The following is a 309-nucleotide window of genomic DNA, read 5'->3' on the forward strand; positions in this document are numbered from 1 at the left end:
GATATAAGAAAAAGGATGATAAATATAATGGAGTTAGACCATGAAAGATGCATTCTGGGGTCAGATATTCTGTCTGCTCAGTGCAGGCGGAGCAACGATTGAAACGATACGGCAGTATATAGAAAGCCAGGGTGAGAAGAATGAACCGCGCCGTAAAAATAAGGATCTATCCAAATAAAGAGCAGAGAGTTCAGATAGAGCAAACAATCGGCTGCAGCCGCTTTATCTATAACCAGATGCTTGCAGATAAGATCAGCTATTACCAGAAAGAAAAAAAGATGCTCCGGAACACACCGGCCGGATATAAAA

General features: G+C 41.7%; 1 protein-coding gene and 1 pseudogene. Both read left to right on the plus strand.

Features of this window, described 5'->3' with window-relative positions:
- Positions 1–43: 43 nt before the first annotated feature.
- A pseudogene (locus tag GPK58_RS13465) lies at positions 44–178 on the plus strand (hypothetical protein); the annotation flags it as partial.
- A partial coding sequence (locus tag GPK58_RS13470; RefSeq protein WP_215638740.1) for a helix-turn-helix domain-containing protein occupies positions 141–309 on the plus strand: 169 nt, incomplete at its 3' end. The pseudogene GPK58_RS13465 and the gene GPK58_RS13470, both read left to right, overlap by 38 nt.

It is taken from the genome of Blautia sp. MCC270 (assembly GCF_018785605.1).
In the GTDB taxonomy this organism is placed as follows: domain Bacteria; phylum Bacillota; class Clostridia; order Lachnospirales; family Lachnospiraceae; genus Blautia_A; species Blautia_A fusiformis.